This is a genomic window from Clostridium sp. CTA-1 (assembly GCF_054768215.1).
In genome coordinates, this window is the sequence record NZ_BAAAAP010000006.1 from 18,000 (window position 1) to 43,883 (window position 25,884).

The following is a 25,884-nucleotide window of genomic DNA, read 5'->3' on the forward strand; positions in this document are numbered from 1 at the left end:
CTTAAAAAGGATAATTAGTGAAAAATATTAGTCATCATAGTCATCATCAAAATCATAATAGTCGTTGTCATCATCAAAAGCATAATAATTATAATTAGGATTATGATCAGAATGTCTTCTTCTTCTCCTTCTTCGTCTACCAAAAAGTTCACCTATAAGTATTATTCTTATAAGATCATTTATAGCATGACGTCTTCTATAACGGCGTTGTCTAGTGTAATCATCATCATCATCATCTAATTCATGTTTTATTCTTTTGTAGATTTCTTTACAAGCATCAGCCATTTCCTTTTCACAAGGACAATAGTTCTTACCCTTTTCTCTTTCCATCATGTCACAGTGTCTTTTTACTAAAGGATAGACTTTAAAATAAATTCTTGGATATAAGCATTTTAAGTCATCATCATTTTCTTTAGTTTCATTCACATGATCGCAGCCATATCCCATAGGCATCATTGGATAAGGGGCTTTAAGATAAATAGGAATAGGCATGCACATAGAACAAGGATTATAATAATTAAACATTTATGAACCTCCTATAAAATAAACACACTTTATTCTATGCAGAAAATAAATAAGTGTTAATGAAAGGATTTTCTTTGAAAATAAGAATAGATTTAACTTTAATATAGTTAGGATAAAAATATAACCTTATACTTATTTAGTAATACAAATATTTATATTTTCTAAGTGTAAATTAAGTAGATAAAAATCAAATAGGACAAATTTCCTATATATTTATATAAAATTAATTACAAAAATATATAAAATTTTGCATGTAAATGAAAAAATATTGTATACTTATATGTGTTATATTATTTATTTTGAAGGGAGAATAATGGGCAGGAATGAAAAAAAACTTAAGTAAGAAGTACGAAAAACTTCTTTTAGATAATTATAGACAAAATATAGATAATTCTAATTATAAAGATTTAATATTAGAAGGAATAAGTAATCATAAAGCTATACATAGATATTTAAAAGATTATATAAAAAATAACAAAGAAGTCTTGGATTTAAATTGGGGAAAGCAAATGCTTTTGTTTATAATTTCTTTTAATGAAAAGGATCTGGAACTAGCAGAGGTTTGTTATAAATCATTAAAGAAATATCCAGATAATTATTTTACAGAGTCCGTAATGGCAGATATTGATTTAAGATTTTATGGGAATTTGTTTAAAGCTAGAGATAAATATTTAAATGCTTTAAGTTTATATGATAGAGATGCTCTTGTGTACTATAACTTAGGATTAATATATTATTTGTTAGGTATGTTTCAAAAGAGCATGGATTTTTATAATAAGAGTTTAAACTACATAAATAAGATGGATAATAAAGAATTTATAAAATCTAAATGTTTATATAACATAGCAGTTTGTGAGATTAATTATAACGATAATTATAAAGAAGGGGAAAAGTTGCTTAAAAGAAGTTTAAAATTAAATCCACATTATAAGGAAGCAAATGATTTATTAGAAAAATTAAGAGGTGAAAAATAGTAATGATGCCAAAACAAAAGGAGTTATGGATACCTAATGATGAGGTAGCAGAAAAAATAATATCAATACAAATAGAATGTTCTTTAAATGAAAAATACGAAAAATTAGAAAACAATACTATATTTATTGAAGCAATGAAAAGAAAAGATAATTCACCAGTATTAGATGTAGCACCTAAATTAAAAAATACTAATATATTAGGTTTATATGAAAGAATGTTACCACTTACTAACGGGGATTTAATATATGCTTCAGTTTACTCTAAAACTGGTGGAGTACTTAATTTATTTAATGAAAAAATTTCTAAAAACATAGATATACAATTTAAAGAGTTAAGTAGTAAATCTAAAGATAAAAATGAAGCTATAAAGAAATGGCAAAATGAACCTTCAGAATTATGGAGCGGATTAACACCAGCACAAATATGGGCAGGTGGAGGAAAGGTAGAAAAAGTTTTACTAATGGATTTTTTAAACAAGCTTACAGAGTTAATGAATGGAAAGCAATTTACTGCAAAAGGAGCAGCTTTTATGAATTGCATAGATGTATTAAGAACTTGGCAGCTTAATAAAAATGATATTTGTGAAGGTAAAACTCCTATGGAAGCTATAATAGAAGAAAGAAATCTTATACTAAAAGATAAAATAGAATTTATAAAAGAAAATAATATAGAGTGTGACTTTATATAATGAAATTACGACTTAACAGCCTTTAAAGCTTGAGAATTAAAATAAGAAATACTTTTGGTCCATAGATAGCTATAAAAATAAAGAATACTAATATTTGTGCCCTAATATCACGTCCTGTTTACTATTTACTTCACGCTTAAATATTAGTTCACAAATAAAGTATTCTTATTATTTTTTTAGATATCTATTTTTCCTAAAAGTATTTCTTATTTTAATACATTTAAAAGCTGTTATAGTAATTTTAGAACAAAAAAACTAATCTCTAGTCAAGAAATAATAACTAATTACGGCTCTTTCTATAAATTTTTATTCTTTGAAAAATTTCATATCTAAGTTTTTCATATCATTTAAATTTTTAGTGGCGCACAAAATATCAAAATTTTTATTATAATTACTGATAGAAGCCATATTTAAATCTTTAGATATAAAAATAGTACTAAAATTATAGCTTGATTTACTATTTTTAATTTGACCTATGTATTTGTTGTGCACGGACTTATCGTTTATAAAGTTAAGTCTTTTTATATCATATTTAGTATTATTTATGAACAATTCTCCTTTAAACTCATCTGATTTGGTCAATTTAAATAAATGAAATTTAGTATAAGATTTAAAAACTAATTTTACTTTAATAGGATCTTTAGTTTGTATTTTTTTTGATTGATATGAATAGTAATATCCATTATATTCTTTTGTAGATTTGTTATATTTAATAGGAACTAAACCAAAGAAGGAATCAATTAAAAGTATGAACACCATAATATTCCATATATATTTAAAAGATAGCTTTTTCATAATAACTCCTTATTAAAAAATTAACTTTTTGACTATTAATTACAATATAATATATAATTTGGAATATGTAAATATTATAATTAAATATTTTATATAAATAAGTTGAATAAAGTTATTCATGTTATTATTTTATATTTTTACTTTACTCTATGATATTCGCTTTTTTATTTTTAAATCTATAATCTTCTATACTCTGAAATTTGCATTTATTACTCTTTCATCGCTATTCTGCGTTTTTTACTTTATTATATAATATTGACTTTTTTATTTTTGGATCTGTACTCTTTTCTCTATACTCTGTAATCTGAAATTCGTGTTCTATTTTAGAAATAAAGCTTATAATATAGATAGAGTTAATAGTATTTAAAAAGAGGTGAAACATGAAGAAGAGAAAGAATTTAATTTTTATATTTTTATTTAGTATATTTTGTATATTTAACTTATCTATTACAGTATCAGCTAGATCTGGTGGTGGACATAGTAGCGGAGGGGGACATAGTAGTAGCAGTCATAGCAGTAGCGGTGGACATGGTAGTGGTATCCATAGAAGCAGAGGAAGTTCTTCTAGAGGATATTATGAATCAAGAGAATCTAATGTTGGCCATTTAATAGAATTTTTGATAGTGCCTTTATTTATAATACTAATTTGGAAAAAAGATACTATAATTTGTAGAACTAAAATTTCAAGAAAGAGTAAAGAGGCAGAAGAAGTTATTAGGAGATTAAAAAAAGTAGATATGAGCTATTCAAAAGATATGCTACAAAATAGAGTTGAAAAAACTTATTTTAAGATGCAAGAAGCGTGGACAAGCCTCAATCTTGAAATATCCAAGGAATATATGAGTGAAGACATCTATAAACTACATAATTCTAAGTTAGCCTGGATGGAAATTAGAAATCAAAGAAATGTTTTAAAAAATATAAAGCTTCTAAATGCAAAACCAGTAGGATTAGAGCATTATGAAGATAACTCAAAAGATTTTATTTGGTTTTACATTCATGGAGCAATGATAGATTATACAATAGATGAAACAAGCACACAAGTTGTCGATGGAAACACTAGAAACAGCAGTTTTGTTGAGTATTGGAAATTTATTAAGAAAAATGATTTATGGGTTGTTGATTTAATAATGCAGGAAGATGAAGTAGATATGGATAGAGATTTTGTTATAGTATCAGAAGAATAAAAATTTTTAATTGTGTAGTATAGAGGTTGTGTACATTATAATCTTTATTTTCTAATATTGTACTCTTTTCATGTTTTGTACTCTATTTTTAAAATACGGGTTATAATATATATGTAGTTATAGAGTAGTATTTAAAACGAGGTGAAAAAATGAGTAGCACTAAGTGGACAGATGAACAAAGGCAGGCTATTTTTACTAAGAATTGTAACTTGCTTGTAGCAGCAGGGGCAGGGGCTGGTAAGACTGCTGTTTTGGTTCAGAGAATAATTGAAAAAATATTAGATAAAGAGGAACCTATAGATATAGATAAATTATTAGTAGTTACTTTTACTAATGCAGCGGCGGCAGAAATGAGAGAGAGAATAGGAGATGCTATTTCTAAAGGGTTAGATGAAGACCCAGAGTCAAAGGTATTAAGAAAACAACTTACTTTATTAAATAAGTCAAATATAATGACCATTCACTCCTTTTGTCTTCAAGTCATAAAAAATAATTTTCATACTATAGAAATAGATCCTAATTTTAGAATATGTGATGAAACAGAAGGAATACTTATGAAACAAGAGGCAATGGATGAGCTTTTTGATGAATTATATGAAATAGAGAATGAAGATTTTATTAATTTAGTAGAAAGCTACGCTAGTAGAAAGGATACTAGATTACAAGAAGTGGTTTTAGAATTACATAGATTTGCTAAAAGTGCACCTCTTCCTTATGATTGGCTTTTAAATATGGCAGAGGAATTCAATGTGGGAGAAGAGTTTAATTTTGAAGAAACATTGTGGGCAGATATGATTATGGAGGATATGAAAGTATTATTACATGGATTTAAAAATATGCTACAGCAATCTATAGATGTAATATTAAATTCAGAGGGCATAGACTATTATTATGAACCTTTCAAAATGGATTTGAATTTTATAAATAATTTACTTCAAAAATCAAGTTTTAAAGAATTTAGAAATGAAATAATAGTTTATGACTTTCCTAAGTTGCCAGTAAAAAGAAACAAAGATGCGGATAAAGAGGCTAAGGAAAGGGTTAAAAAATTAAGGGATAAGGTAAAGAAAAAGATAGTAGAGCTTAAAAATATACTAGATTCCTATGAAAATGAATTTATAAGGAAGGAATTTATATTTTTATATCCATCAATGAAAGCATTATCCAATTTAGTAATACTATTTGATAAAAAATATGAGGCTAAAAAAAGAGAACGAGATTTAATTGATTTTAATGATATAGAGCATTTATGTTTATCTATATTAACAGATAAAACTGATGAGGGACATATAATTCCTTCAAATACTGCTTTAGATTATAGAAAAAAATTTGCAGAAGTACTTATAGATGAATACCAAGATAGTAATTTGGTACAAGAAGTTATTATGAGTATGGTATCTAGGGTAAAAGGTTATTGGAGTTTTTTTAATAGTCAATTAGTGTTTAATGAAGAAGAAATAAATTTTGAAGAACCTCAAGTAGGGCTAGATATTCCTAATAGATTTATGGTGGGGGACGTAAAACAAAGTATATATAGATTTAGACAGGCAAAACCTGAGATATTTTTAGATAAATATAATCAATATAGCGAAGAAGAAGGTTCAAAATATAGAAAAATAAAGCTCTTTAAAAACTTTAGAAGCAGGGAAGAAGTAATCAATGGTGTAAATTATTTATTTAAACAAATAATGTCTAAAACTATAGGTGAATTAGATTATACAGAAAAAGAGGCTTTAACTGTTGGAGCTAGCTACGGGGAAGAGGTAAAAGGTGAACCTATAGAATTATGTTTAATGGATAAAAAATATGAAATAAGTGAAGAAGTATTAAAAGAATATAATATGGATGAAGAAGAAGCTCTAGATAATATACAATTAGAGGGAAGATTGGTAGCCAAAAAGATACAGGAAGTAATAGGAAATAATTTAAAAGGTGGATTAAAGGTATTTGATAAAAAGCTTGGTGAATATAGAGGAATCCAATATAGGGATATAGTAATACTTATGAGAGCTACATCTAACTGGGCACCAGTATTCGTAGAAGAGCTTGCAAAGGAAGGAATACCAGTTTTTGCAGATACAAATTCAGGATATTTTGATACAACAGAAATAAAAACTATTATATCCTTACTGCAAATAATAGATAATCCTCTTCAAGATATACCATTACTTTCAGTATTAAGATCGCCCATAGCTTCTTTTACAGATGATGATCTTATTGATATAAGAATGGTAAATAAAAATATAGCTTTTTATGAATGTATGGAAATAATATATAGATTGTATAAAAATGAAAAGTTAGATTCTTATTATAGCTTTTATGTAGAAGATGAAGATAAAATAAATAAAATAGTAAAGGATATGAAAGAAGAATTAAAAAATAAAATATGTAGTTTTATAGAAAAGTTAAATTTATGGAGAAAAAAATCTATTCATATAGATATAGATGAATTTATATGGTTTTTATATGTAGAAACAGGCTACTATGGCTATGTAGGAGCTCTTCCAGCAGGAGAGCAAAGGCAGGCAAATTTAAGGATACTTTTCCAAAGGGCAAAGCAATATGAAAAGACTAGTTATAAAGGATTATTCAATTTTATAAACTTTATAAATAAATTAAAATTCAGTAGTGGAGATATGGGAAGTGCAAAAATACTTGGAGAAAATGAAAATGTAGTAAGAATAATGAGTATTCATAAGAGTAAAGGGCTAGAGTTCCCAGTAGTTATATTAAGTGGTATCGGTAAGAATTTTAATATGACAGACCTTAATAAAAATATATTATTTCATAGAGATTTAGGATATGGTCCAGATTATGTAGATATAGAAAGAAGAATAGCTTATCCATCTTTAGTTAAGAATATCATAAAAAATAAAATAAGGTTAGAAACTTTATCAGAAGAAATTAGAATATTATATGTAGCTTTAACAAGGGCGAGAGAAAAACTCATAATAACAGGATTAATAAATAATGTAGATAAAACCGTGGAAAATTGGTTCAATTTATCAGAAGAAAAAAATAAAGTACCAGAATATGCTGTTATGAGTGGGAAAACATATTTAGATTGGATAGGGCCAGCTGTTATAAAACATAAAGATGCTGTAAGTTTTAGAGAAGAGTTAAAAATGACATCAGAGCTTTCTAATATAGTAGATGATAAGTCAAAATGGAAAATAGAATTATGGAATAAAAAAGAATTATTGAAGGAAAAAGTTGAAGAGGATGAAGTGGAAGTTAGTGAAAAAATAAAGGAAACACTAATGAATTTAGAAGAAAGTAATTATAAAGAAGAAATATATAAAAGACTTTCCTTTAAATACAAATATGATAATGCCTCAAACATACCAACAAAATTATCAGTTTCAGATGTGAAAAAACAATTTATATTAGATAATGAAGAAAATACAGAAGAATTATTTAAAAAAGTAGAGCTTAGAAAACCTATGTTTATGGAAGAAAAAAAGAAAATATCTCCTTCAGAGAGAGGGACTATTATACATTTATTTATGCAGCATTTAGATTTAAAAAAGGTAGAAAATGAAGATAGCATAAAAGAGCAAATAAATAGACTAATAGAAAAAGAATTTATAACCTATGAGCAGTCCAAGGTTATAAATCCATATAAAATATTAAAATTTTGTAGAAGTGAACTAGGAAAAAGAATGATTAATTCTAATAATATAAATAGAGAAATGCCTTTTTCTATTGAAATACCTGTATTAGAAATTTATAAAGATTTAGATAAAGAAATATATAAAGATGAAAAGCTAATAATCCAAGGAATAATAGACTGTTATTTTGAAGAGGAAGAGGGACTAGTATTATTAGATTATAAAACAGACTATGTTAATGATATAGAGGAGATAAAGAATAGATATAAAATACAGATTAAATATTATGAAGAAGCCTTAAAGAGAATAACGGGAAAAACTGTAAAAGATAAATATTTATATTTATTTTCTATAGATAWTTATATAAAAATTAATTGATTTAAGATGATGCTAATTGTAATTTGTTAATATATATAGTTTGTAAAAAAATTAACAAATAAGAAGGGAAAAAAATAATATTGTAGAAAATTATATATATTATGTAAAATTAAAATTTTCATAAATTTAGGGAAGGTTGGTGAGTGGCTTGAAAAATAAGCTTATAAGACAGATAGCTCTTTTGTTTAATGCATTAATACTTATATTATGTGCCACTTTTTTTGTTGGGACTAGATCTATTTTAAAAGGGTTAGGAAATAATGATTCTAATTTATTAGCAAGTTTTAGCAGTTCCTACTTAAAATTTATAGTTATAATGTTTATAGTAATGCTGGCGGTTTCTTATATAATGGTTAAGGTTTTTGTGACTAAAGCATACAGATCCATAGAAGAAGTAGCGGAAATAATAGATAGAGTATCTAAGGGGGAATTTGCAACTAGGGTGCCAGAAAAGGGAGCTTTAGCACCTATTGGAGTAAGTGTAAATGCTATAGTTAAAAATACTAAAAAGATATTATCAGATTTATTACAAATATCACAAAAAAATAGGATTATATCAAAAACCTTACATGAAAATGCATTAGACAGTAATCAAGCTACAGAAAATATAGCATCTTCTGTAGTTTCTGTAGCAGAAACAGCGACAGCCCAAGCAGATTCAACAACATTTACAAGAGATAATACAAGTGAAATGGCAGAAAATTCAGCTGTAATAGCAGAAAAAGCACAGAATACTAAAAATATAGCTGAAGAAATGGTTAAAATAATAAAAGAAAATCAAAAGACATTTGAAACCATGATACACAAAATAAAAGCTACAGGGGATGTTAGTAAAAAATTAGCTAAAAATGTGAAAATATTAGAAAACGAAGCAGAAGAAATAAGTAAAATAACAGATGTAGTAACAGAAATAAGTGAGAGAACTAATTTACTTGCATTAAATGCAGCCATTGAAGCTGCTAGGGCAGGGGAGCATGGTAAAGGTTTCTCAGTAGTAGCGGATGAAGTAAGAAAGCTTGCAGAGCAATCCTCAGAATCTGCTGGAGAAATAAGAAAATTAATAGAAAAAATTACTTCTCAAATAATTAATATAACTGAAGAAGCAGAAAAGCAAAGTAGAGAAGTAGAAGAGGATATAGTTTATGCAGATGAGTCTAAAGAATCATTTAATGAAATAATATCTTCAACAGATGAAACATATAATTCAGTGGAACAGATATATGATTTATCAGATACTAATACTACAATATCTAAAGAAGTAGATCAAATGATGGAAACTATATCTTCAGGAGCTCAGCAAAGTGCTTCTATGACAGAAGAAATTTCTGCAGCAGTAGAAGAACAATCTGCATCAATAAATGAAATAACTCAATTAATAAAAGAAATGAATGGATGTACAGATGAAATAGATAGTGAATTAAAAGCTTTTGTAACCAATATAACTATAAAAGAAGAGCAAAAACAACTAGTTAATGAAGGATTTAATATATTAGAAAAAGTAAGTAGAGAAATAAGTTCTAATGGATTAAGTGTAGATGCCTGTTCTAACATATGTAAAAAGTATGTAGAGGCAAATAATCAATTTGAATATATTGGGGTAATAAATAAAGAGGGCATAATGAAATCTGCTAATGTACCTATAACAAAAGGAAATGATAATTTTTCCCATAGACCTTATTTTAAAAAGGCTATTTTAGGAGAAAAATATGCCAGCAAACCATATATATCTAGTGTTAGTTACAACTATTGTATAGCTATAGCTATTCCATTAAAAGATAAAGAGGGAAATATTCAAGCTGTAGTAATGGGAGATGTTTGCATAGAACAATAGTATATTGTAAAATATAAGTAAACAATTACAAAAATAAGAATAAAAACCAAAATTTGTTTTAGAGGGGGACTATTAATGAAAGATGTATTAGAAAGATTTTTAGGGTATATAAAAATAGATACCCAATCATCAGAGGAATCAGAAACTGTGCCAACTACTAAAACTCAATTAGAGTTTGCAAAAAAATTAGGAGAAGAATTAAAGACAATAGGACTTAAGGATGTATCTGTAGATGAAAATGGATACGTTATGGCTACTTTAGAATCAAACATAGAAAAAGAAGTTCAAACAGTTGGTTTTATAGCACATATGGATACAAGTCCAGATTTATCAGGAACTAATATTAATCCTAGAATTGTAGAAAAATATGAGGGGCAAGATATAGTTTTAAATAAAGAAAAAAATATAGTATTAAAAGTTGATGAATTCCCAGAAATACTAGAATATAAAGGTCAAGATATAGTTGTAACAGATGGAAATACTCTTTTAGGAGCAGATGATAAAGCTGGAATAGCAGAAATAGTTACAGCTATGGAATATTTAATAAATCATCCAGAAATAAAACATGGAACTATAAAAGTTGGATTTACTCCAGATGAAGAAGTGGGTAAAGGAGCAGATCACTTTGATGTTAAAAAATTTGGAGCAGATTTAGCCTATACTTTAGATGGTGGCGGTATCGGAGAATTAGAATGTGAAACTTTTAATGCTGCAAAAGCTAAAGTTATTATAGAAGGAAGAAATGTTCATCCAGGTTCTGCAAAAAATAAAATGACAAATGCAGTATTAGTAGCTAATAAGTTCATAAGTATGCTTCCAGAAAATGAAGTGCCAGAAAGAACAGAAGGATATGAAGGATTTTTCCATCTACTATCTGTAAAGAGTGAAGTAGAAACAGCAGAACTAAATTATATTATAAGAGATTTTGATAGAAAAAAATTTGAAGAAAGAAAAGAACAAATAAAAGAAGTTGGTAAAAAAATAAATGAAGAATACAATAAAGAAATAGTATGTGTAGAAGTAGAAGACCAGTATTACAATATGAAAGAAAAAATAGATGAAGTAAAATATGTGGTAGATATAGCTCATGATGCTATGAAAGCTATTGATATTGAGCCAATATTAGTGCCTATAAGAGGTGGTACAGATGGTTCAAGACTATCTTTTATGGGATTACCAACTCCAAATTTATTTGCAGGTGGACATAATTTCCACGGAAGATTTGAGTTTGTTCCAGTGCTATCAATGGAAAAAGCAGCAGAACTTGTAGTTAAAATAGCTGAACTATATGCTAATAGATAATAAAGCTTTTTAATAAATTTGCATAACGTTAGTCAGTAATTTAAATATTGGAAATAAAATATACATCAGGGTATGTTTATTCAATCCAATATAACATAATTTAGTGTATAAAATTTATTAATCAGAAAGAGTAACTTTTGTTATATAGAATATAAAAGTATAATATATAATAAAAAATTATATGATATTTAGATAGATTAATAAAAGATGTAGGTATATTTGTGTAAAAACAAATTTATCTGCATTTTTTTTATTTAGCATATATTGTGATAGAGCATGTATTAATTTTGATAATTATGAAAGTTAATGCTATAATTTTCATATATTTATGGTTGCATTAAGTAATTATGAAAAATAGTTTTAAAAGTCATACAATTACTTTAAGGCGGATGTTTATGTCTAATGTTAAAATAGGTATAGTTGGACTTGGGAATATATCTCATAAGGTGTATTCTTTGTAAAGAAGAAAATTGGTCCTTAGTAGGTGTTTATTCGCCTAACAAAATTAAACCAAGAAAAATCTGCAATTGGTATAGAATTAATGAATTTTCAAATTTAATAGATTTACTCCATAAATGTGATGCTGTTTTTGTTAATAGTTCAACGGATTCTCATTTTGAAGTGGTATTTGAAGCTATAAAAAAACATAAAGATGTATATGTGGATAAACTCTAAAAAATAAATATGAAAATAATTTTTTTATTTAAAAATCAATATAAGATTATGTTTAGGCTGTTGATAAATATATTTTGTCAACAGCCTTTTAAATTTAAGCACTACCTTCTTTTTTATACTTATTTTTATATTCTTCAAAATCCCAGATTTTAATAAATTTTTCCGCGGATTTATATCCGGATTTATATAGTTTTAAAGTTTTTTCTTTGGATAAATCAAAGTCTGTGGAACTAATTCCTAGGGTAGGAATTAGTATAGTTCTATCTATATTTTTATTTGTCATCCATTCTTTAGAGTCTTTTTTATTCATGGTATCGGCTATGTCAAATAGAAAGGATAGAGGATCATTTTTACCTTGTTTAGTATTACTTAATTCAATATTATCAAATTTAAAACCTATTGTAGGCACATTTTCCTTATCATTGTAGCTATCAAATATAGAAATTGGATAAGCACAGCAAACACCACCATCTACTATATAACTTAAACCATCACCATGAATAAATTCTACAGGTTTAAAGAAAAATGGTATACTTATACTCATTCTAATGGCTTTAGAAACTCTAAAATTGCTTAAGCTAAATCCATAAATATAAAGGTCATCAGGGAAGGTAATCATTCTTTTTTCAGTGATATCTGAAGCTATTATTTTTAGTTTACAAGTACCGTTATTCATAAGGTCGCTAAAAGTATTTATTCCCTTAACTTTAAGCATATCATCAATCCATTTTTCTATAAAATCTCCAGAATAAACTCCATTAAACTTAAAGAAATTTATTGCTTTACCAACAAATGTAGATTTTTGAATGCCTTCTTTATTAAGAAGCTCCATAAAGTCTGTATTTACAGTTATATGTTTTAAATCTTTTGCAGTATATCCAGAAATTAGTAATGCTCCTATTAAAGCTCCAACAGAAGTTCCAGCAATATTATTCCAAGTAAATCCTTTACTTTCCATATGGTTTAAAGCGCCAATTGTGCCAATACCTCTAATGCCACCACTATCTAATACAGCATTACACTTCAATTATAGAAACCCCCCTTAGTTTTTAATTGCGCATAAGTTAATTTAATATAAAAACGCATACATAAATCAAATAAAATTAGTTTTTAACTATGTATAAGTTAATCTTAACAATCTTTATATAGATTATACAATAAAAATACAATATAAGGAAATTATGATTTAACACATTTAAAGGTGGAGAATTAAACCAAGAAATACTTTTGTTCAATAGATAGCTATAAAAATAAAGTACATAAGTAAAAATATATATTGTATTGAATTTAATCCTTAAAATGTATAAAATTAAATTATTATTTAGTATATATTTGTAAAAGTTTATTTGTTAATAATAGTAAAGTATCACAAATATTATAGGGAATATATTGGGATTTAGAAAATATGCACGGAAAAAGAAATTTCAAAACGAAAAATATAAATAAACATAGGTAATTTTTATAAATATAAAATAATTATATCGCAATAAAAAATAATAAAGATAAAAAATGGGGTGAATATATGTTTAAACAATTAACTGAAAGAGTTTATTATTTGGAACATAATGAAGATACAGATAGGCCTGTTTTGGGATATATTAAGGGAGATAAATTTTCTCTAATGATAGATGGAGGTAATTCAGCTAATCATGTGACAATTTATATGGAGGAGCTGGATAAAAGGCAATTATCACATCCTAAATTTGTGGCTATTACGCATTGGCATTGGGATCACACCTTTGGTCTTTCAGCAACAAATGCTGTTATTATTGCAAATTCATTAACAAATAAGCAGCTATGTAAGATGAGAGGATGGAAATGGGATGAAGAATCTATGGACAAGCGGGTGGAGATAGGTGAAGAAATTGAATTTTGTAATAGTATGATTAAGAAAGAATATCCTGAAAAAGATAAAATTGAAGTTATTAGTGCAGACATGATATTTAATGATTATCTTATGCTTGATTTAGGTGGAATTACTTGCCAGATGATAAAAATAGGTGGATGTCATAGTGATGATTCAACAATTTTTTATTTGCCAGAAGAAAAGATATTATTTATTGGAGATGCTGTATGTGAAGATTTATACCATGGAGAAAGTTATGATAAAGATAAGCTAAAAAAGGTTATTAGTATTTTATCAGAAATTAAATTTGGTATTGTTATAGAAGGTCATAATGAGCATACAGACAAAGCTGAATTATTAGAGTATTTACAAGGAAAGCTTACAGAAATTTAAAATAGAGTAGATGTGTATATTTATAGTTACATTTATGGAATAGAATGGAAAGCTTGATATATGGAACATACTTTAAAGATTTATTCGGCTTATGAAGAAACAATATTTAATGAAACTCTGCTTTTTTACATAGGTGGAGTAAGCAACTAATACAAGATCAAAGATTCTGATTTTCTGCTTAAATATGAAAAAAATATAGATTATCATAAAATATTATTTATATAAAGGGGAATTTTATATGGAATTTAAATTGGCATTATTAGCAGTTAAAAATGTTAATGTTTCTAAACAGTTCTATGAAGAATTGTTTGACCAAAAAGTTATTCTTGATTTAGGTAAAAATGTAACATTTAGTGGTGGATTTGCAATACAAGAGGATTTTGCATGGCTTACAGACTTGCCTAGTGATTCTGTTATAGAGAAGTCAAATAATATGGAATTATATTTTGAGGTAGATGACTTTGAAGCATTTATGCAAAAGATACAAGAGTATGGAAATATTGAATACGTTCATCAGCCTAAGAAATATGAGTGGCAACAACGAGTCGTTCGTATTTATGACCCAGATCATCATATTATAGAGATAGGTGAATCTATGTCGATTATAGCAAAGCGTTATCTTGATGAGGGGTATTCCATAGAGGAAACGTCAAAAATTATTCAACATCCTATTGAATTTGTTGAAATGTGTAAATAAGGATAATGAGTATTAGTATGATATTGTATAATAAAAGGAAGGTAATTAAATGAGGAATGTATATCATATTTTAATTAATCCTAAAATTCTAAATCATGAGGTTCCAAACCTCCGTCAATCAGTAGGGTGGGAGCGGAGAGATAACGATTATCCAGCTTTGTTTAAGCACTGTTTGTTTTGGGCAGGTTTACGCGATAAGAATGGTAGTTTGATTGCATTTGGGTATATTGTAGGCTCAGGTATAGAGCATGGATATATGGAGGATATTATTGTACATCCCAATTATCAAGGGGAAGGCATCGGAAGGGCTTTAGTACAAAAGTTATTAAAAGAATCTCAGAAGCGAGGGATTTCTATTGTAACAGTAACATTTGAGGAAAAAAATATGCCTTTTTATATGAGTTGTGGCTTTAATCCATGCCATGGTGGAGTATGGAGAAAGAAATAAAAACAGCAATCTCTTGTTTATGGGAAGTAAGTATAATTATATATTTTTTATATTGTTCAATAGTTTTAAAAGGTATAATTGAAAGTTTAAGGGGGTAATAATTCTGAATTCTTCACATAACAGTAGCAATGATCAAGATAAAGAAGTATTAGAAAAACTTGAAGAATTAGAGAATAAATATGATAAAGATAGCGATAAAAAAGGTGTAATTAAAAAATTAATAGATAATTTAAAAGCATTAGAAGTTAGTGGCCCTGAAACAGATATTAAGAAGATAAAAAAAGATTTAATTCCAGCAATAATAGAGTTATTATCTTGGTTATAAATTTAATATAATACTAATTAAAACTCATCCCTTTTATACCTCTCTTGTCTATAGGAAATTATCTTTAAAGAGTTATGCTAACTTCAGCCTATTAAAAAGAGGGATATGTGTCGTAAAAGGCATTCGAAAAAGTTTAGAGATTCTTATTCGTTTTTTGAAAATATATTAGGTAAAAAATGATTGTTTGAGCGTTTAGCGAGTTTCATTTTTTACCAATATATTTTATGAAAAACAAATTAGAATCTTTTAGTGAATTGAGGCGCCTTTCTAGACACATATCCCTTTTTAATAGGCTGTTGGTATAACTACCTTTTAAGCTATAATTTCCTTAATATGCACATTTTTTTTCTAAAGTCCTAAATATGAGTACTAAAAGTGCGGTTATTAGTAAATATATAGCTGCAGCTATAAAGAAAGGTGTTATAGTGAAATCTCTAGTTACTACTTCTTTTGCAGCTCTTAGCATATCTCCTATTCCTATGGCAGCTACTAATGCAGAATCTTTAATTAAATTTATACTTTCGTTACATATTGGTGGGATAACATTTCTTATAGCCTGCGGTATAACTATTTTGAACATAGTTTGATTGTAAGTAAATCCTAATACTTTAGCAGCTTCTACTTGACCCTTATCAATGGATTCTATACCTGCTCTAAAGGTTTCTGCTAGATATGCTCCGTAGTTAATTATAAATGTTAAATAAGCTGCGGTTAATGGTTCTAATCTTATTCCTATTACAGGAAGACCAAAATAAGCAAAGAACAATTGTAGCATTAAAGGAGTTCCTCTAAATACCCAAGTATAAAGACTTAGTATGATTTTTAGAAGTTTCATTTTAGAGTTTTTTCCCATAGCTACTAAAATACCTAGTGGAATAGAAAATATTATTGTTACTATGAATAATTTAAAAGAAATAATACTGCCTTTTAATATAAATATAGTTATATCTGAGAAATTAGACACATTCATCACATCCTATTTTTTTAAGATTCCTTTACCAAACCATTTTTTAGATATTTTATCTGCGGTTCCATCTTTTATAACCTCATCTAAAGCTTTATCTACTGCTTCTCTAAAGCTATTGTCGGTTTTTCTAAAACCTACTCCATAAGATTCTCCTCCAAAGTCTTCATCTAATACTTTGAATACATTAGGCTTTTTACTAATATAATATCTACCAACTACTTCATCTACTACAACAGCATCAACTCTTTTTGCTTGTAAATCCATAAGTGCTTCAGTGTTATTTGAGTATTTTTTTAATTCTTTTAATGATTTTACAAAGTCTTTATCTGAGTCTAAAGCAACTTCACTACTACTACCTAATTGTATAGCTACAGTTTTTTTATTTAAATCCTTTTTTGACTTTATATTAGAGTCATTATTAACAACTATTATTTGTTTATTTTCTACATAAGGTTTTGAAAAATTTATTTGTTCTTTTCTTTTTTCAGTTATAGTAAGTCCATTCCAAATAACATCAATATCTTTATTATTTAAACTAAGAACTACACCATCCCATTGAACTGGCTTAAATACCACTTTAACTCCCATTTTTTTAGCTACTTCTTTAGCTAAATCAATATCGAATCCAACTATTTCACCTTTATCATTTTTAAATCCCATAGGAGGGAAGCTATCATCTAAACCTACAACAAATTCACCTTTGTTTTTGATATCCTTAAGGGAAGTATCTTCTTTTGATTTGTTACCACAGCCTGTTAGCATAAAGATTAACCCCATTATTAAAATTGAAAATAATATATTCTTTTTCTTCATATAAAAAATCCCCCTTGTTTTATTTTATTATATTATACTTTAGCATGATGAATTTGTAAAGTAATAAAATTAAAGATTGTAACATAATTTATAGTTTTTCATATATATAATAGTTGTAACAGAAATAAACTAAAAATTTTTTCTTGAAAATTTTTTTTATTAATGATAAAATCTACAATTATCAATGGGAGAAAATTAAGAAGGGAGTGTTATATAATATGAAGAAATATACAAAGCCATATTATGGTCCAAATAATTATTTTAGTGCTATTAAGTTTTTCTCTGCAGGAATTCTAGGTTTGATAACTTTTATGTTTCTTCTTCAACATAAAGAAATAAAAAGTTATATAGCTTATTTTATATTATTCATATCCATATTATTTATAGTTAATGGTTTAAGAATAATAAATTTTATATTTGTAGGAAGATTTAAACACATAAATAGAATAATTTCTAAGGTTAATTGGACAGGGAATGAAAATGTATTAGATGTAGGTATTGGAAAAGGTATTTTAGCTATAGCGGTGGCTAAAAAACTAAAGAATGGATCAGGAAAAGTAACTGGTATAGATATATGGAATAGTGAAGGTATATTGGATAAAACTAAATATTATGTGAATCAAAATATAGAATTAGAAGGTGTAGCAGATAAGGTTAAAACAAAAACTCAAAATGCCTCAGCATTATCCTTTAAAGATGAAACTTTTGATGTAATTGTAAGCAAACAATGTATTCACAATATAGAAGATGTACAAGAGAGAAAAATGGCCATAGAAGAAATGTTAAGAGTTTTAAAATCAGGTGGGAAATTAATAATTTCAGATTCTATGTATATAGATGAATATGAAAAAATATTGTTGGACAAAGGATTGAAGGTAAATATATCTCCAAAGTATTTTTTAGATACCTATCCTGCCTCAAGTATATTAGAAGTTACTAAAAAGTAACTATTATATTTTAAAATTTATTTTAAAAATAGGGTTAATGTTAATTTATATAAAACAGTATAATAGATTAATATAAAAAAGTATAAGATAAAAATTTCATTACAAAGATTCTATCTTATACTTTTTATTTATAAAATTAAATTATATAGATTATTTAAAGATTGAATTTATTTGTCCAATTTAGAGCATTTATATAAATAGTAGTTAATTCATTAGGAGATAAATTCAGATGTTTACATATAGCATTAACTTTTTTCCATTTACCTTTTTCATAGTTTAATACAAGATTAAGTATATAATTTAGCCTATTTTTTTTACCAAGAAGAGCGGATTTGGTATCTTCAGATATAGGAAGATCATGTAAAATATCTTTTAAGGGTTTATTTAAAAAGTCTTCTATTCCATAAAATAATCCCATAAAAAATAATTCATCTGATTTGTTTATATAATTTGTTTTCTTAGATAGAAGATCTAGAAATTTTGCCCTTACTAAGGTTGTCTTTACATATTCTTTGTTGTTACTTGTTATATCGTATACTAATATAAATGAAATAAATCTTATAGTTTGTTTTTCACCAATTAAAGCTATAGCTTTTTTTACAGAGGTTATATTTTTCTTAAAAGAAAAAGATGAATTTATAAATTTAAGTAGTTTGTAATATAAGGATAAGTCTGTTTTAATTAATTCTTCTAGATAGTTAAAATCTATACTTTCCTTATTTATTTCTTTTAAGATTTTATATTTAGTAGTGCTATGTATAGGAATATCCTTTTCGTTAAATATGGTAGGCTTGCTAAAAAAATATCCTTGAAATAGAGAATATCCCATAGAGGCAGCGGCAGTAAATTCTTCTCTAGTCTCAATCTTTTCAGCTAGAAATTTTATTTTGTTATTTATTTTAAGTATCTTATCTATAATTTTTTTTCTTTCAGCACCTTTAGTAATAGTAAAATCTATTTTTATAATATCTGCTAATCTTATTAGTTCTTTTAAATTATCCATTAAAACAAAATCATCTAATGCTATAGTATATCCTTCTTGTTTTAATTTTTTACAGGAGCATATTATAGCTTTAGAGGGAGTTACATTTTCTAAGATTTCTATTGTTACGTATTCTTTTGGGAGAAGTGAGGCTATATCATTTAAAATAAGATTTTCTGTAAAATTGATAAAAGCTTTTTTGCCATCAGTTAAGTTTTTTATTCCTATTAATAGAAAACTGTTAATTATTACTTTAGAGGTTGCTATATCTCCATCTATATTATTAAATTTATTATCTTCATTATTAGTTCTAAATAACAATTCATAGGCTACTACATTTTCATTTATGTCAAAAATAGGTTGTCTAGCAACAAATGTATCCAAAAAAATTCCCCCAATAAAAGTTTATTTTAAGTATATTCTAATATATATAATAAACAGAAGTCTACTAAATTAAGTAAATACTAAGGGTAAACTTTAATTTTAGTGTAAAAACTTAATTTTTTATATTAAATATATTAGAGTAGAAAAATGGACATGCTAAAAAATAATAGATTTAATTCTAATACTACTAAGATAAAAAGTATGCTGATATTTTATCATTAATGTATTAAAATTAAATCTATTTTAAGTTACAGTATTAAATTAAGGAAGTTATTTATTTATTAAAAGATTATTTGCAGCAATGTTTATATCATCTTCATCTAATATGGCTGAAATTACAGAAATTCCTTCTATACCAGTGTTTAAAACATCTTTAAAGTTAGTTTTATTTATGCCACCTATGGCTACAGAAGGGATAGATATATTATTTTTTATTTTTGATAATCCATCAATACCAATAATTGCATCCACATCTTTCTTACTACCTGTAGGGAATATAGTTCCTATTCCTAGATAATCTGCACCATTATTTTCAGCTTCTAAGGCTTCTTTAATATTTCCTACAGATATGCCTATTATTTTATCCTTACCTAAAATTCTTCTAGCTATATTAAGATGCATATCTTTTTGACCTAAATGAACACCATGAGCATTTATAGCTTGAGCAATATCTAATCTATCATTTATAATTATAGGAACTTTGTAATGGTCTGTTACTTCTTTTACTTCTTTAGCTACATTATAAAATTCTCTAGTAGATACGTCTTTTTCTCTAACCTGTACTATAGTTACTCCTCCGAGGATAGCGTCTTCTACAACTTTTTTTAATTCACGTCCCTTTAAAAATCTTCTATCTGTAATTAAATAAAGTTCATAATTTAAATCCATTCTACATTACCTCTTTTCCAAATTTCTTCATCAGATAGTGTATATATATTATCTATTAAAGCAATTCTAAAACTACCTGGTAGCTGTGCTTTTTCGTATGCTTTTTCTCCAGCAATATTCATAGATAATATGGCGGCTGTAGTAGATACTAATTTATCTTCAAAATTTGCACAGGTAGCAGCACATAGGGCACCAAGCATACAACCAGCTCCAGTTACTTTAGTTAGCATTTCTGTACCATTTTTTATTATAGCACCGCTTTTTCCATCGGATACAAAATCTTTTTCACCAGTAGCAGCCACAACACAATTATATTTTTTTGCTAATTGTGTACAAGCTTCTAAAGCATTTTCACCATTATCTAAAGAATCCACACCTCTAGTTTCAGAATTCATTCCTGCTAAAAATTTAATTTCTCCTATGTTTCCTTTGATAATATCTATTTTGCCAACTTCAGCTATTCTATTTATAACTTGAATTTTTCTTTTTATAGCAGGGCATCCTACAGGGTCTATAACCACAGGTACATTATGATTTTTGGCAGATATGGAAGCAAGTACCGCTGAGGTTTCTTGTTCTTTAGTTAGAGTTCCTAAATTTATATATAAGGCTGATGATATAGATGCAAATTCATAAACTTCATCATAGGCTTCACACATAGCAGGGGAAGCCCCAAAGGAAAGAAGTATATTAGCACAATCGTTTATAGTAACATAGTTAGTTATGCAGTGAATAAGTGGGGTTTTTTCTCTCATTTTTTGTATAACATTTTTATTTTTCATATAGATCGCTCCTTTTATTTAATTTATAGATTATTATAGTTAACATTTAATAATAGCACAGCAGGATTTTTTAATAATCTAAGTGAGATTTTTTATAAAGATCTATAAAATGCCCAACAGGACCTACCCCTTCACCAATAGGGAAGGAATTTTCAATAGCTTTTGTAATATATTCTTTAGATAGAGATACTGATTTTTCTATATTAAATCCTTTAGCTAGATAAGAAGCTATAGCAGAGGATAATGTACAACCAGTACCATGAGTATTTTTAGTTTCTATTCTGTTGCCAGGAATTGTTATGAAGTTATCTTTATAAAGAAGTATGTCATTTGCATCATTACATCTATGGCCACCTTTAACTAAAACGTTTTTAACTCCCATGGATTGGATTATAGTGGCGGCTTTTTTCATATCATCTTCTGAATTGATTTTCATTCCACTTAGAACTTCAGCCTCTGGTATATTAGGAGTTACAATGTAAGATATAGAAATTAAATTTTTAAGTTCTTCTACAGCCTCTGGTTTCAGGAGAAAATAACCACTTTTAGAAACCATAACTGGATCTAAAACTATGTTTTTAGCCTTATATTTTTCTAAGTATTTTTTTATAGATTTTATAGTTTCAGAATTGGAAAGCATGCCTATTTTTATAGCGTCTACATCTATATCATCAAATATAGATTTGATTTGGGCTTCAACCATATTCTTTGGTACTTCATGAACATCTTGTACACCTATGGAATTCTGAGCAGTTACAGCAGTTATAATGCTCATAGCGTATACCCCTAAGGAACTCATAGTTTTTATGTCTGCTTGAATACCAGCTCCTCCACAACTATCAGAGCCAGCTATAGTTAAAACTTTTTTCATAATAAAAAACCTCCTATGTAATAAATAAAAAAAGATGTATTGAAAAGCAATACATCTTTTTAATAAATCTTATAAAAATCTATTATTAGATAAGTTGCTTCCCTACGCCAGTATTATCTGGATCAGGTTATTAGAGTTAGATGTTTAAATCTTCTCAGCCCCAAGGCACCCCCACAACATAAAGGACATTTGATTTTATAGTTTCATTTTATACTTAATAGGTTTAATTTTCAATATTTAAATATTAATGCTAGAATAAAAATGGTTCTTTCCAATATTTGTTGATTTAATACTAAATCTATAATAAAATTATAATTAGTTTTATATTATTTATTAGGAGAAATTATGAAAAATAAAAAAAGATTATTAATAATTATTACTATTTTCGCTACATGTCTAATAATATATTTATTTTATAAAAATGAAAATAAATCTCCGTATCAATATTTTATAAAACAATCAGAAAAACAAGAAGAGGATAATAGTAAAATATATAATATGATAGATAAGCTAAATAAAGATGAAAAAGACAAACTTGTTAGCGAAATATATTCTGTTCGTAATATTCCTGAAAAAGAGAAAAAAAAGATTGCTATAAGTTTATTTGATGAATATATAAACAGTATGAGAACGAACTGGCAGTATGTTAAAAATAATGGTGGAGGTACAGTTGTACTAACCCTTACTGATTATAGGATAACAGAGGCAAAGTTTGAAAAACAAGAAGGAAATAGATTCACATTTTTAATGACATATGATATTAAATGTACAGATGAAAGTAATTATTGGCGTGCAGGTAATGGACAAGATAGAGAAAATAATTGGATAATAGGTAAATTTCAATACATTGATATAGTAAAATATAAAGATAAGTATTATATAGATAATATTTATACAGGTTAATTAAAAAGCTAGGGACTGTTACATGGTGATTTTTAATCATTATGTAACAGTCCTAAAATTTTTAATATAAGAATTAATTAAATTATTAAAAGTAATGCTCCATTAGACAGTATATTTTTGTTGGTGTGCCCAGCATGGGTAGCAACTTGAGAGTGAAAGTCCGTTATAGCCTTGGTAGTGGGAATCACTGCTTAGCGGCAAGGTGTTCATCCTGAGGGACCACCTGCAAAGTAAAAAACAAGTTAGGTGGTACTTTATTATACTTAAAAAATGTATAGAATATAGTAAGAGGGTAAATAAAATCTGTGGTAATATATAATAAAAGTTTATTATATATTGTATATACTCTTAATTAATAAGATTAGGATGATAGGATTTATTATAAATAAAGAAATAGTAAACATAAAAAATATTTATCTTAAAGTTAATATCAATAACATTAATATATAGATATTGGAGGAGTAAATAATGAAAATTGGAGTTATAATGGGTGGAATATCTACAGAAAGAGAGGTTTCCTTAAATTCTGGTAGAGAAGTTATAAAATATTTAGAGCTTTTAGAACATGAAATTATTCCTATTATTATAGATAAAAAAGAAGATGTTATGGAAAAAGCTAAGGGTATAGATTTTGCTTTCCTAGCATTGCATGGTGAGTTTGGTGAAGATGGAACAGTTCAATCAGTTCTTCAAACTTTAGATATACCTTATTCAGGATGTGGTCCTTTAACAAGTGCTATATGTATGGATAAAGATATGACTAAGAAAATTTTAAAATATGCTAATATAAATACAGCAGATTGGGTAAATGTATCTAGTGTAGAGAATATAGATTACGAAGCTATAGAAAAAATAGGGTATCCAGTGTTCGTAAAACCTAATAGCGGTGGTTCTAGTGTAGCTACAAACTTAGTAAAAAATAAAGAGGGAATAAAAGAAGCAGTAGAACTTGCATTAAAATATGATAAAGAAGTTATGATAGAAAATTATACAAAAGGTGAAGAAATAACTTGCTGTATGCTAAATGGCAAAATGCTACCAGTATTAGCTATAAGACCACATGCAGAATTCTTTGACTACACAGCAAAATATGCAGATGGTGGATCAGATGAAGTGGTTATAGAATTAGAAGAAAATCTTCATAAAAAGGTAGAAGAAATGGCCTTAGCTTGTTGGAAAGAATTGAAATGTGAAGTATATGTAAGGGTAGATATGATAGTTAAAGAGGGAGTACCTTATGTATTAGAATTAAATACATTACCTGGTATGACAAAAAATAGTTTGTTCCCTAAGAGTGCTAATGCAGTAGGAATATCCTTTGCAGAATTATTAGATTTAATAGTTAAATATTCATTAGAAGTAGAAAGATAATAAAATAAATTAGGATAAAAAATACTTATAGATGGTAAGTGATCTATAAGTATTTTTTATTTGAATGAAGTTTTTTTACATGATATTCTGTTAAAGAATAATTAAAAAATAATTAAAAAATAGTTAAAAAACAATAAAAAGGGGAGAGAATTATAGTGAAATTTGCAAAATTTAAGAAAAAATCTTTAATTGCACTATCTAGCATATTAGTATTAAGTAGTTTAGTTGGTTGCCAATCAAACTCAAGTGAGAAAGATGGAACTATAAAGATTGGATTAGTAGCACCATTATCTGGAGCTATGGCACAGGATGGTAAAAGTATATTAAATGCAGCTCAATTAGCAGTTGATGAAGTTAATAAAGAAGGGGGAATTAACAAGAAAAAAATAGAATTAGTTTACGAAGATGATAAGGGAGAGCCAAAGGAGGCTGCATCCATTGCAAATAAATATTCATCAGATAAAGATATTATGGCGGTTATGGGAAGCTTTTCTGCACCATGTACTTTAGCTGGAATACCTATTTATACTAAAGCTAAAATTCCAATGATGGGACCTTGTGGTTCAGCACCAGCTTTAAGTGGTAGCAGTGAATATTATAGAAAAGTAACTCCATCAGATTTAACAACAGGAAAAGAATTATCAAAATGGATGTTAAAAGATATGAATTATAAAAAAGTTGCTATTATATATGTAAACAACGATTATGGTAAAGGTGTTGCGGAAAGTGTAGATAATTTTTATAAAGAAAATGGAGGACAAGTTGTAGCTAAAGAAAGTTACATGCCTAAAACTCAAGACTTTGGAAGTATAATAACAAAAGTAAAAAGTAAAAATCCAGATATAATTATAATGGGATCTTTTTATGGTGATGCAGGTGCTTTTCTTAAACAAGCTCATAATGTAGGATACAATCCTAAAGTAGCAGGCCCTACTCCATTACTTTCAAAATCATTAGTAGATTTAGCAGGTAAAGATGCAGAAGGAATATTTACTATAGGATCTTTTTCTACTAATCTTGAAAATGAAAAAGTAAAAGAATTTACAGAAAAATATAAAAAGAAATATAACCAAGCTCCAAGTAGTTTTGCAGCTTATTCTTATGATGCAACTAAGATATTAATAGAAGGAATTAAAAAGGGTGGAAATGATAGAGAAAAAATCAATGAGGCATTAAAAAATATGGGAACTTATACTGGAGTGACAGGAAATACTAAGTTTGAAAAAAGTGGAGATGCAGAAAAGAATCTAATAAGATTCATAGTTAAAGATGGAAAATTTGTTGAATGGAAGAAATAACA

The 25,884-nt window shown here is 27.0% G+C and carries 24 protein-coding genes and 1 riboswitch; of the genes, 15 read left to right on the forward strand and 9 right to left on the reverse strand.

Features of this window, described 5'->3' with window-relative positions:
- Positions 1-27: 27 nt before the first annotated feature.
- Complete coding sequence (locus tag ACYUEW_RS06070) at positions 28-525, reverse strand: hypothetical protein (protein WP_460276432.1); 498 nt, start codon at positions 523-525, stop codon at positions 28-30.
- Between the two features lie 323 nt (positions 526-848).
- Here ACYUEW_RS06070 and ACYUEW_RS06075 point away from each other — a divergent pair, with 323 nt between their 5' ends.
- Both ACYUEW_RS06075 and ACYUEW_RS06080 read left to right on the forward strand, forming a co-directional pair.
- Positions 849-1,499 carry a tetratricopeptide repeat protein gene (locus ACYUEW_RS06075; RefSeq protein WP_061326474.1) on the forward strand — a complete coding sequence of 217 codons (651 nt, stop codon included), beginning with the start codon at positions 849-851 and terminating at the stop codon, positions 1,497-1,499.
- A 2-nt stretch (positions 1,500-1,501) separates the two neighbouring features.
- Positions 1,502-2,188 carry a hypothetical protein gene (locus ACYUEW_RS06080; protein ID WP_163225337.1) on the forward strand — a complete coding sequence of 229 codons (687 nt, stop codon included), beginning with the start codon at positions 1,502-1,504 and terminating at the stop codon, positions 2,186-2,188.
- 306 nt (positions 2,189-2,494) lie between these two features.
- Here ACYUEW_RS06080 and ACYUEW_RS06085 read toward each other — a convergent pair whose 3' ends face one another.
- Positions 2,495-2,983 carry a hypothetical protein gene (locus ACYUEW_RS06085; RefSeq protein WP_216472069.1) on the reverse strand — a complete coding sequence of 163 codons (489 nt, stop codon included), beginning with the start codon at positions 2,981-2,983 and terminating at the stop codon, positions 2,495-2,497.
- 380 nt (positions 2,984-3,363) lie between these two features.
- Here ACYUEW_RS06085 and ACYUEW_RS06090 point away from each other — a divergent pair, with 380 nt between their 5' ends.
- The 5 genes from ACYUEW_RS06090 (at position 3,364) to ACYUEW_RS06110 (ending at position 11,967) form a co-directional block, all read left to right on the forward strand.
- Positions 3,364-4,170, forward strand: coding sequence for a Tim44 domain-containing protein (locus ACYUEW_RS06090; RefSeq protein WP_460276433.1), 807 nt, complete (start codon positions 3,364-3,366; stop codon positions 4,168-4,170).
- Between the two features lie 149 nt (positions 4,171-4,319).
- Positions 4,320-8,159: a helicase-exonuclease AddAB subunit AddA gene (addA, locus tag ACYUEW_RS06095; protein ID WP_460276434.1), complete on the forward strand. Its 3,840-nt coding sequence runs from the start codon at positions 4,320-4,322 to the stop codon at positions 8,157-8,159.
- A 139-nt stretch (positions 8,160-8,298) separates the two neighbouring features.
- On the forward strand, positions 8,299-9,990 hold the full coding sequence (locus ACYUEW_RS06100) for a methyl-accepting chemotaxis protein (RefSeq protein WP_163225341.1): 1,692 nt from the start codon (positions 8,299-8,301) through the stop codon (positions 9,988-9,990).
- Between the two features lie 75 nt (positions 9,991-10,065).
- Positions 10,066-11,292: a peptidase T gene (pepT, locus tag ACYUEW_RS06105; RefSeq protein WP_003488294.1), complete on the forward strand. Its 1,227-nt coding sequence runs from the start codon at positions 10,066-10,068 to the stop codon at positions 11,290-11,292.
- Positions 11,293-11,712: 420 nt separating this feature from the next.
- The gene (locus ACYUEW_RS06110) at positions 11,713-11,967 is read left to right on the forward strand and encodes a Gfo/Idh/MocA family oxidoreductase (protein ID WP_096044766.1); all 255 of its coding nucleotides are present in this window, start codon (positions 11,713-11,715) and stop codon (positions 11,965-11,967) included.
- A 94-nt stretch (positions 11,968-12,061) separates the two neighbouring features.
- On the opposite strand, the gene ACYUEW_RS06115 is transcribed toward ACYUEW_RS06110, so the two are convergent.
- Positions 12,062-12,994, reverse strand: a complete 933-nt coding sequence (locus ACYUEW_RS06115; RefSeq protein WP_460276435.1) for a patatin-like phospholipase family protein — start codon at positions 12,992-12,994, stop codon at positions 12,062-12,064.
- Between the two features lie 495 nt (positions 12,995-13,489).
- Between ACYUEW_RS06115 and ACYUEW_RS06120 the strand changes: the two genes are divergently transcribed.
- The 4 genes from ACYUEW_RS06120 (at position 13,490) to ACYUEW_RS06135 (ending at position 15,676) form a co-directional block, all read left to right on the forward strand.
- On the forward strand, positions 13,490-14,206 hold the full coding sequence (locus ACYUEW_RS06120; RefSeq protein ID WP_460276436.1) for an MBL fold metallo-hydrolase: 717 nt from the start codon (positions 13,490-13,492) through the stop codon (positions 14,204-14,206).
- Between the two features lie 238 nt (positions 14,207-14,444).
- Entirely contained in the window at positions 14,445-14,903 is a 459-nt protein-coding gene (locus ACYUEW_RS06125) for a glyoxalase/bleomycin resistance/dioxygenase family protein (protein ID WP_265203104.1), read from the forward strand.
- Positions 14,904-14,952: 49 nt separating this feature from the next.
- The gene (locus ACYUEW_RS06130) at positions 14,953-15,351 is read left to right on the forward strand and encodes a GNAT family N-acetyltransferase (RefSeq protein ID WP_460276437.1); all 399 of its coding nucleotides are present in this window, start codon (positions 14,953-14,955) and stop codon (positions 15,349-15,351) included.
- Between the two features lie 103 nt (positions 15,352-15,454).
- Positions 15,455-15,676 (forward strand): hypothetical protein, encoded by a 222-nt coding sequence (locus ACYUEW_RS06135; protein ID WP_045516541.1) that lies wholly within the window; start codon positions 15,455-15,457, stop codon positions 15,674-15,676.
- 328 nt (positions 15,677-16,004) lie between these two features.
- Here the strand turns inward: ACYUEW_RS06135 and ACYUEW_RS06140 are convergent, their stop codons facing one another.
- Together ACYUEW_RS06140 and ACYUEW_RS06145 are read right to left on the reverse strand one after the other, a co-directional pair.
- A complete protein-coding gene (locus ACYUEW_RS06140) occupies positions 16,005-16,640 on the reverse strand; it encodes an amino acid ABC transporter permease (protein ID WP_460276438.1) in 636 nt (211 codons plus the stop codon).
- Between the two features lie 12 nt (positions 16,641-16,652).
- Positions 16,653-17,456 carry an amino acid ABC transporter substrate-binding protein gene (locus tag ACYUEW_RS06145; RefSeq protein ID WP_045516523.1) on the reverse strand — a complete coding sequence of 268 codons (804 nt, stop codon included), beginning with the start codon at positions 17,454-17,456 and terminating at the stop codon, positions 16,653-16,655.
- 218 nt (positions 17,457-17,674) lie between these two features.
- On the opposite strand from ACYUEW_RS06145, the gene ACYUEW_RS06150 reads away from it, so the two are divergent.
- Positions 17,675-18,403: a class I SAM-dependent methyltransferase gene (locus ACYUEW_RS06150; protein WP_042386094.1), complete on the forward strand. Its 729-nt coding sequence runs from the start codon at positions 17,675-17,677 to the stop codon at positions 18,401-18,403.
- 154 nt (positions 18,404-18,557) lie between these two features.
- On the opposite strand, the gene ACYUEW_RS06155 is transcribed toward ACYUEW_RS06150, so the two are convergent.
- The 4 genes from ACYUEW_RS06155 to thiD form a co-directional block, all read right to left on the reverse strand.
- Positions 18,558-19,769 carry an EAL and HDOD domain-containing protein gene (locus tag ACYUEW_RS06155; protein ID WP_459566472.1) on the reverse strand — a complete coding sequence of 404 codons (1,212 nt, stop codon included), beginning with the start codon at positions 19,767-19,769 and terminating at the stop codon, positions 18,558-18,560.
- A gap of 270 nt (positions 19,770-20,039) precedes the next feature.
- Positions 20,040-20,657, reverse strand: a complete 618-nt coding sequence (gene thiE, locus ACYUEW_RS06160; protein WP_045516528.1) for a thiamine phosphate synthase — start codon at positions 20,655-20,657, stop codon at positions 20,040-20,042.
- Positions 20,648-21,439: a hydroxyethylthiazole kinase gene (thiM, locus tag ACYUEW_RS06165; RefSeq protein WP_003488325.1), complete on the reverse strand. Its 792-nt coding sequence runs from the start codon at positions 21,437-21,439 to the stop codon at positions 20,648-20,650. The genes thiE and thiM overlap by 10 nt, the downstream gene beginning before the upstream one ends.
- Before the next feature lie 70 nt (positions 21,440-21,509).
- The gene (gene thiD / locus ACYUEW_RS06170; protein ID WP_043031242.1) at positions 21,510-22,310 is read right to left on the reverse strand and encodes a bifunctional hydroxymethylpyrimidine kinase/phosphomethylpyrimidine kinase; all 801 of its coding nucleotides are present in this window, start codon (positions 22,308-22,310) and stop codon (positions 21,510-21,512) included.
- An 81-nt stretch (positions 22,311-22,391) separates the two neighbouring features.
- Positions 22,392-22,493: riboswitch (TPP riboswitch) on the reverse strand.
- A 162-nt stretch (positions 22,494-22,655) separates the two neighbouring features.
- Here thiD and ACYUEW_RS06175 point away from each other — a divergent pair.
- From ACYUEW_RS06175 to ACYUEW_RS06185, 3 genes are all read left to right on the forward strand, one after another.
- Positions 22,656-23,213 carry a hypothetical protein gene (locus ACYUEW_RS06175; protein WP_460276440.1) on the forward strand — a complete coding sequence of 186 codons (558 nt, stop codon included), beginning with the start codon at positions 22,656-22,658 and terminating at the stop codon, positions 23,211-23,213.
- A 468-nt stretch (positions 23,214-23,681) separates the two neighbouring features.
- Positions 23,682-24,584, forward strand: coding sequence for a D-alanine--D-alanine ligase (locus tag ACYUEW_RS06180; protein WP_003488332.1), 903 nt, complete (start codon positions 23,682-23,684; stop codon positions 24,582-24,584).
- 155 nt (positions 24,585-24,739) lie between these two features.
- On the forward strand, positions 24,740-25,882 hold the full coding sequence (locus tag ACYUEW_RS06185) for an ABC transporter substrate-binding protein (RefSeq protein ID WP_003488334.1): 1,143 nt from the start codon (positions 24,740-24,742) through the stop codon (positions 25,880-25,882).
- Positions 25,883-25,884: the final 2 nt, after the last annotated feature.